Genomic DNA, 8387 nt, shown 5'->3' with positions numbered 1-8387 from the left:
TTAAGCGATGGTCGCAGCTTCATACCGACGACCACTGGAGACTCCCGAAAAGGTAACAGTTGCATATCGTCCTGTCACGGAGAGTTTCCTGAGAATCCAGAAATCAGCAGTTCATACGCCATTTGTTATTCATCTACGGCATCGCCCGACCGTTACCCCGACGTGATTTTTGGTTCGAACGCGGGCCGGCCGGAGCCACCCCGCAATCGTCCCGGGTGACTAAACCGCGATCAACGCAAGCAGGATCAAGGTCCTTACTCCTGCCCCCTCCTCGTACCCGCCGCACGTGTGATGTCGATCGCTGCTGCCGCAGACTCATCGGGACAGTCGGTCTCCACCTGCACAGTAGAAAAGAAGAAGCCGTACCGATCCTGAAGCAAGTTGGAGGCGGATTGGAGAACGATCTGCGGATCGGCGCTTGCGGAGGTGCGCAGGTGGCCGGAGAACACGAAACGTCCACTGGTTAGTGCCCAAGCATGGGCATGATGGACGTCTTCCACCCCATCTATCGCTGCCAGGTCTTCAGTCACGTCAGACAGGTAGACCTCGTCGGGTGTGCCCTCCATGAGCAGATGGGTGGCGTCGCGCAGGATGCTCCAGCTTGCCCATACAAGCACGAAGCCGAACGCCAAACCGAGCAGCGGATCGATCACCAAGAACCCGGTGAACTTGATCACTAGTGCGGTGACGATGATGAGCAGGCTGCCGACGAAGGTCTGGATGATGTGCCACAACGCGCCACGAACGTTCATGTCGCTGCGGCTTTGTTTCCAGATCAGGCTCAGGGCGACGATTTCGGTAAGCAAGCCTCCCGCGGCTGCCCACAGCATGGGCGTCGTGGGCAGGTCAACCGGAGCATTCATGCGCATGGCAGCCATCACGATCACCACCATCGCCATGATTAGCAGGAAACCGCCATTGACCAGCGCGCCTACGATCTCGGCGCGGTACCAGCCAAAGCTGCGATTTTCGTCTGCGGGGCGGCGGGCGAGTCGAGCAGCGAAGATGGCGACTAGGACACCACCGACCGCCGAGAAGGTGTGAAAAGCGTCCGAGATCACCGCAACCGAGCCGGTCCACAGCCCGATCGCCAACTCGATGACGAAGTAGATTCCCGTCAGCCAAGCCGAGATAGCCATGCCCCACCCACGAGCCTGCACCTGCCCGTGTCCACCATGCCCATGCGCCATGGGGGGTCTCCTTTTTTGCACTCGGAATCCGGTTCTCGTGTCAGCTGCACACTATGCATCGGTCTCGCGGTGCCCACAGCTTCTCTTGGGAATCTTGATCAGACCTTCATCGAACCCCGACCGAACCAATGGGGTAGGGGCGGCACAATCGTCCGGTGTGACTGTGCAGGCAAGAGTGGTGCTGATGCTGTGATGACGACGGATGTGTTCGGCAAGGGTGCGCAGCCCGGTAGCTGGGGCAGACGGGCAAGATGCCAACTGGCCGCAGTGGTGGTGAGTTCGCTTGTACTTACTGGCTGCGCTAGCGGCACTGATGCCGTCGCTTCAGGTGAGACGTTCGATTTTGTCAGCCCGGGCGGCCAGATTGAGATCTTCTATGATCCGCCGGCGGACCGCCAGAAGATCGCGCCGATGTCTGGCCCGGAAGTAGTAGATCCGGAGGCCACTGTGGCGGTCGCAGACTTTCCTGGCGAGGTGGTGCTGATCAACCTGTGGGGTCAGTGGTGTGCTCCCTGCCGGACGGAAACCGACGACCTGCAGCGACTACAGGACAAGTACCAGGCGCAAGGGTTCACCAATCTCGGCGTCAACTTGCGCGACCCGAATCGGCAAAAGCCTGTCGACTTCATCAAGGACAACGGGGTCACCTATCCCTCAATTTGGGACCCATCGCAGGCCGCGGTGGCAGCGCTACATGGTTTCCCCACCTCGGTGGTGCCAGCGACACTGATTCTCGACAAACAGCACCGAGTCGCTGCGGTATATCTAGCAGAGGTCACCGACACCCAGTTGGAGCCGGTCATCGAGAGACTGCTGGCCGAGCCTGCTGAAAGCGACGCTGCATGAACACGGTGCTGATCGCGCAATCCATTGGCCAGACGTTCCAACAAACAGCTGCTTCCGGGCCTCTACTTCTCGCGTTGGGAGCATGTGTCCTTGCGGGACTCGTCTCGTTCGCCTCGCCGTGCGTAGTCCCGCTCGTGCCCGGGTATCTGGCATATATGGCCAGCATCGTGGGTGCAGAGCGCCCGGCGGTGACCGTGCAGGCCGCCGAGCAACGCCGCGCCGAAGCCAGCACGCTCACTCTTGAACAGCAGCGTCAGCGGGTGTCATCGCGACGACGAGTCGTCCTCGCCGCGGTGCTATTCGTTGCTGGATTCACGGTGGTCTTCGTGCTGCTGTCGGCGATGGTGCTGGGCACCGTGCAATACCTCGCCCCCCAGCAAGAATTGCTGCAGCGGCTCGGCGGTGTGGTGACCATCTTGATGGGTCTGGTGTTCATCGGGGCCATACCCGCCCTCCAGAGGGACACTCGAATGCAGCCGAAAGCGCTTTCCACCTGGGCGGGCGCGCCGCTACTTGGCGCCGTCTTCGCCCTGGGATGGACGCCGTGTCTCGGACCGACGCTGGCAGCGGCGTTGTCGGTGGCCGCCGGAACCGGACTCGACGCCGCACGCGGAGTACTGCTCATCGTGGCGTACTGCCTGGGGCTCGGACTGCCTTTTATCGTGGTGGCCTTCGGTTCGACGAGAGCCATCCGCACGGTGGGCTGGCTGCAACGACACACGCGAACGATTCAGATCGTCGGCGGCATCATGCTCATTGTCGTCGGAATCTTGCTGCTCAGCGGCATATGGACGCAGTTCGTGTACTGGCTCCGCGACTTCGCCGTCTCAGACACCACTTTGCCGATCTGACAGTGCTCCGATGGTCTCTCCTAACTCGAGTCGAGTCTGTCTGTCCGAAAAGAACCTTGATCGGATCTTGACGAAACGATGACCCAGATCTCGCATTTCGCCCCGCAGAATCGAGTTTCTAAGACAGGCAAGGAGTTGAGTCTGATGGGGTGGTTTTACGGTATGAACTGGATCGACATCGTCCTGTTGATCGCGTTCGTACTCGGTTTCTGGGCGATGGTTCTGGCCTTGACGACCAGTCTTTTCGGAGGGCATCGGCACCTACGCGGGTCTCACTCTCCTGCTACTGGGGTCGTCTCTTCCGGTATCTCTTTCGGATCTCACGTAGGGACCGCGACTTCGCGAAACGCCGATCATGATGAACGCTGACGCCACGGGGCGGACAGGTGCGCTAAGACGTGCGCCGCGCGTGCTGGTCTCCCGCCGGTCTTTCTTGGCCGGATCGCTTCTCGCCGGCGCGGGCGCTCTGACTGCATGTTCTGGTTCCGGAGCAGCCACGGGCAGTCCCGTGGGAGCCTCGTCAGATCTCGTGAGGCGGCTTGAGCAGGAGCGACGCTCCCCCGGCCAAACGGTGGTATCTGCGCAGTTGACCCCCCGTCCGGTCGACGTTGATCTGGGTGGCCGAGTCGTCTCAACGTGGGGATACGACCAACAATTGCCAGGCCCACTGGTGCGGGCCCAAGCTGGAGAGCGGCTGCAGATCACCGTGGACAACCAGCTGCCCCAGGAGACCAGCGTGCACTGGCACGGGATCGCCATGAGCAACGACATGGACGGGGTTCCCGGGTTGACGCAGGACCCGATCGCACCAGGCACCACGTTCACCTACGACTTCACCGCCCCAGACCCGGGCACGTACTTCTACCACTCACATTCGGGTCTGCAACTCGATCGGGGCTTGTACGGAGTGGTGATCATCGATGATCCGGGCGAGCCCGGCGACTACGACCAGGAATGGCTCGTGGTCCTTGACGACTGGGTCGACGGGACCGGTCGGACTCCCGACGATGTCGCCCGTGATCTGGGCATCGGTGCCGACACCGCAGATGCCGGGATGCAGGGGATGGACCACGACATGATGGACATGCACGGGGGTGAGGGGTCGATGATGTCCCCCATCCTCGGCAGCGCCGGGGATGTCACCTACCCGCACTTTCTGATCAATGGTCGACTCCCTGTCGACCCCTACGTTTGGAGAGCGTCGCGGGGCCAACGCGTGCGCATCCGGTTCGTCAATGCCGGCGCCGACACCGCGTTCCGGGTCGCGCTTGGCGTGCACCGGATGACCGTCACTCACACTGACGGCTTTCCCGTGCTTCCCGAGGACACCGACTCCCTCCTGATCGGAATGGGTGAACGGTTCGATGTTGTGGTCACGCTCGGCGACGGCGTGTTCCCGTTGTTCGCTCAGCCCGAAGGCAAGGATGGCCACGCGCAGGCCCTTGTACGTACAGCAGCGGGCGATCTCCCGACGAATTCCCGACCAGTCGAAGTGGACCGGCGTCCGCTATTGGGTACCGACTTATCCCCCAGCGAGGCAGTACGTCTGTCTAGCCAAAGTCATGATCGGTACCACAGTGTTGACCTGGGCGGGACGATGTCGCCGTACCGGTGGACCCTCAACAGTCAAGTCCACCCGGATTCGGTGCCGCTGGAGGTCAACAGTGGGGAGCGGGTGCGGATGCGGATGCGGAACATGTCCGACATGTTCCATCCGATGCACCTGCACGGACATACGTTCGCGCTCGCGGACAGCGGGCTTCGCAAGGATACCGTCACGATTCGGCCGATGCGCACTATTGAGATCGAGTTCGACACCGATAATCCTGGCCAGTGGGCGTTGCACTGCCACAACGCCTATCACCAAGAGGCCGGGATGATGACCACTCTGTCTTACCTCGCCTGACCGGCAAGGTGATCCACTCGCGGGCCCGAAAGTCCGCAGAAGAAAGGGAACCCAGATGAATCGAAAGAAGCTTGTGATGACCGCCGCTGCCGCCGCGGTCCTGCTGGGGCTGTCCGCCTGCACCAGCGACGAGACCGACACGGCCAGCGAGACCACGACCGCCGTCGAGACCACTGCGACCAGCGGGAGTTCGACCACCGAGCAGGCAGAGGAATCAGCTCAGCATTCCGAGGCTGACGTGATGTTCGCCCAGATGATGATCCCCCACCATGAGCAAGCCATCGAGATGAGCGACATCATCTTGTCCAAGGATGATGTCCCCGCCGACGTCACCTCGCTGGCCGAGGAGATCAAGGCGGCCCAGGGGCCCGAGATCCAGCAGCTGACCGACTGGCTCGACCAATGGGGTGAGCCGACACAGCCTGAGGACATGGACATGGACATGGGCATGGAGGGAATGCTCTCCGATGAGGAATTGCAGCAGTTGTCCGACGCTCCCGGCCCTGAGGCTGCCGAGTTGTTCCTTAACCAGATGATCGCCCACCACGAAGGTGCCGTGGCCATGGCCGAAGACCAGGTGGAGAACGGCACGTACCCGCCGGCTGTCGATGTGGCGCAAACCATCATCGACACCCAGCAGCAGGAAATCGACACCATGCGGCAGTTGCTTGACCCCATGTAGAAAACGAAGCCTTGTATACCCGGCGGGGTCGATGGCAGTCCGACCCCGCCGGAGACCGTCTGGGCATCAACACATTTTCTTGTCCCTGCCAGAAACGAGATACGCATTCATGCTTTCGCACCGAAAGCGGGCCTGGGCCTCAATAGCCATCCTTGCATCGGCTCTCATCGCGACCGCGTGTTCGAGCCCGCAGCAGACGCCAGCACCCGAATCCGGGGACGCCTCATCGACGGTCGGCACCGCATTAACACCCGCGCTTGACCATGTGCACGGACTCCACCTCGATGCTGAGGGAAGGGTGCTGGCCGGCACGCATACGGGGCTTTTCGTCCTCAACCCCGATGGCGCGACCACCCGCGTCGGCGACGCCGACGACGACTTCATGGGGCTCACAGGCGCGCCCGGGACGGATAACCTCTACGCCTCGGGCCATCCTGGCCCGTCAAGCTCCGCCCCCAATCCTCTCGGACTCATCGAGAGTGTCGACGGCGGCCAGTCGTGGGCGACGAAATCCCTCTCCGGCGAAGTCGACTTTCACGCCCTGACCACTGACGGAAACACCCTTGTCGGATTCGACACCGCCAACGGAATTCGAACGTCCACCGACTCGGGCGTCAGTTGGACCGACGGCATCGAGATAGCCGCGAGAGCATTGGCGATTACCGACGAGGGCATCTGGGCCACAACCGCAGGAGGCCTACAACTCAGCACCGACATCGGGCGCACATTCGCATCAGTACCAGCTGCTCCCGAACTCCTGCTGATATCTGCAGCCGAAGACGGCACCCTCTGGGGGATCGATACCGACGGCACCGCCTGGCGCAAGAACGTCAACGACGATGAGTGGCAGCAGGGACCAGTTGTCGGTGATGTCGAAGCCATCATCGCCGCGGACCAGGACACTGCCTACGCTGCTGATGGACGGTCATTTCATACATTAACGATTCCCTGAAACGTCGTCGGCGGCGCAAACCAAGGCCGACCGAAGACGGAATGGAAACTACCGGTCAGAACGCATACGAACTCGAGGGAGAAGTGGTGAGGAAAGAAGCGATGCTCGCAGGCGGAGCCGCACCAGAGCGCACACCGGCGAAACGGCTTGCCTCGGTCGCGGTGGCCTTGGTGGCCGCAGTAGGGCTGAGCGCGTGCACGATCGGAGATACCGAGGACACCTCGACGGCCGCTGCACCGAAAGAAGCCCCCGCCGCTGCGGCCGTCATTCACACCTCGTTCGAAGATGGGACAGTGGCCGCGACGCCGCGGGAACCGATCGTCTTGGATGTGACAGACGGTGCGTTCGACGATGTCACGGTCACAAACGAAGAAGGCCGCGAGGTCGAAGGCGAGTTCAACGCGGAACGCTCCCAGTGGCGCACCACCGAGACTCTGGGCTACAACCGGGATTACTCGATCGAGGCGAGCGCTACTAACGACGACGGTGAGACGATTACAGACTCGTCCTCGTTCAGCACCGTGGTCCCGAACTCGACCACCAGCGCGAGCCTGGTGACCGGTCAGGGCCACACGGTAGGTATCGCGCAGCCGGTCGCGGTGCGTTTCGAGTCCGCCGTCGGCGACCGTAAGGCCGTCCAGGACGCCATCGAGGTCACCACGACCCCCGCCGTCGAAGGAGCCTTCTACTGGGTGTCGCCCTCGGAGGTTCGCTGGCGCCCCGCCGAATTCTGGGCACCGGGCACCGAGGTCGACGTCGACGTCAACATCTACGGCACCGATATGGGCGAAGGCCTTTACGGAGCCCAGGACGCAAACAGCAACTTCACGATCGGCGACGAGGTCATCACCACGATCGACGACAACACCAAGACAATGACGACCCGAATCAATGGCGAGGTCGCCAGCAGTAGCCCGGTCTCACTAGGAAAGGCATCGACACCCACCCCGAACGGCACCTACTACATCGGCGACCGATACGAATCGCTCATCATGGATTCATCGACGTTTGGTGTGCCGGTCGACTCGGCCGACGGCTACCGGCTTTCAGTCAACTGGGCCACCCAGATGTCCTACAGCGGGATCTACGTCCATGCCGCCCCATGGTCCGTTGAACAACAGGGCTTCACCAACGTCAGTAACGGCTGTATCAATGTCACCGACGCCTACGCCAAGTCGTTCCAGCACAGCAGCAACCGGGGCGACGTGGTCAAGGTCATCAATACCGTCGGACCGACGCTTCCCGGGACCGACGGGCTGGGCGACTGGAACATCCCGTGGGAAACCTGGCGTGCTGGAAATGCCGACCTAGCCTAAGAGGCCCTCGGCCAGGGTTCCGAACAATTGGTTGCGGATACAGACATGGCCGGGTGTTGGCCTGCGTTAATACGCGTCGCCCGTCTCTATGACGAACTGCTCGACTGCGGCAGCAAGGGCCTGGTTCGCGCTGCACCGCCAGCACGGTGAGCTCGTCTCCGCGCTTCCAAAGACCTTGCCGCCACGGCTCTTGCGCCCGCCTACTGGTCAATCCATACGGCGTCCGGGCGATCAGAGTGCAGGCGGAGTGAGCCGCGGACACAAGCGAACATCACCCTTGACCAATACCCCTACGGGGTATATGTTCATTGGTGTTCGGATTGATCCGAGCCATCGGATGTCTCAACGAACTACACCCGTCAACGGAAGGAGCCGTCATGGCTACCAGCACCAAGGAGTACACCGTCCAGGGCATGACCTGCGGACACTGTGAGTCGTCGGTCAAGGAGGAAGTCGGCGAAATCGCGGGCGTCTCCATGGTGGAGGCCTCGAGCAAGACCGGAACGGTGTCGGTCTCCGGCGAGGGCTTCACCGACGAGCAGGTCGTCGCCGCCGTCAAGGAAGCCGGCTACACCGTCACCTCTTGACGCGAAGCGATCTCGCCAGCCCCAGCAGCTGGCGAGATCCCTGGCCCCGAGCACACC

At 61.9% G+C, this 8387-nt stretch carries 8 protein-coding genes; 7 read left to right on the top strand and 1 reads right to left on the bottom strand.

Annotated features, from left to right (window positions below; genetic code table 11):
• Positions 1 to 254: 254 nt before the first annotated feature.
• Positions 255 to 1190: a cation diffusion facilitator family transporter gene (locus G6R20_RS14365; protein ID WP_119193265.1), complete on the bottom strand. Its 936-nt coding sequence runs from the start codon at positions 1188 to 1190 to the stop codon at positions 255 to 257.
• Between the two features lie 192 nt (positions 1191 to 1382).
• Here G6R20_RS14365 and G6R20_RS14360 point away from each other — a divergent pair, with 192 nt between their 5' ends.
• The 7 genes from G6R20_RS14360 to G6R20_RS14330 all read left to right on the top strand — a co-directional run bounded on the left by G6R20_RS14360 (position 1383) and on the right by G6R20_RS14330 (position 8330).
• Complete coding sequence (locus tag G6R20_RS14360) at positions 1383 to 2036, top strand: TlpA disulfide reductase family protein (RefSeq protein WP_081615263.1); 654 nt, start codon at positions 1383 to 1385, stop codon at positions 2034 to 2036.
• Complete coding sequence (locus G6R20_RS14355; RefSeq protein ID WP_043568439.1) at positions 2033 to 2887, top strand: cytochrome c biogenesis CcdA family protein; 855 nt, start codon at positions 2033 to 2035, stop codon at positions 2885 to 2887. Before G6R20_RS14360 ends, G6R20_RS14355 begins: the two co-directional genes overlap by 4 nt.
• Positions 2888 to 3242: 355 nt before the next feature.
• Entirely contained in the window at positions 3243 to 4793 is a 1551-nt protein-coding gene (locus tag G6R20_RS14350; RefSeq protein WP_346010048.1) for a multicopper oxidase family protein, read from the top strand.
• 55 nt (positions 4794 to 4848) lie between these two features.
• On the top strand, positions 4849 to 5475 hold the full coding sequence (locus G6R20_RS14345) for a DUF305 domain-containing protein (RefSeq protein ID WP_205475895.1): 627 nt from the start codon (positions 4849 to 4851) through the stop codon (positions 5473 to 5475).
• Between the two features lie 109 nt (positions 5476 to 5584).
• Complete coding sequence (locus tag G6R20_RS14340; protein WP_240341484.1) at positions 5585 to 6427, top strand: F510_1955 family glycosylhydrolase; 843 nt, start codon at positions 5585 to 5587, stop codon at positions 6425 to 6427.
• A 41-nt stretch (positions 6428 to 6468) separates the two neighbouring features.
• Positions 6469 to 7743, top strand: a complete 1275-nt coding sequence (locus tag G6R20_RS14335; protein ID WP_205475893.1) for an Ig-like domain-containing protein — start codon at positions 6469 to 6471, stop codon at positions 7741 to 7743.
• Between the two features lie 377 nt (positions 7744 to 8120).
• Positions 8121 to 8330, top strand: a complete 210-nt coding sequence (locus G6R20_RS14330) for a heavy-metal-associated domain-containing protein (protein ID WP_007625927.1) — start codon at positions 8121 to 8123, stop codon at positions 8328 to 8330.
• Positions 8331 to 8387: the final 57 nt, after the last annotated feature.

Origin of the sequence: Dietzia sp. Alg238-R159 (assembly GCF_900537145.1) — a bacterium.
GTDB lineage: Bacteria > Actinomycetota > Actinomycetes > Mycobacteriales > Mycobacteriaceae > Dietzia > Dietzia kunjamensis.
The sequence above is the reverse complement of the archived record's forward strand: the minus strand, read 5'-3'. Positions and strand labels throughout refer to the sequence as shown.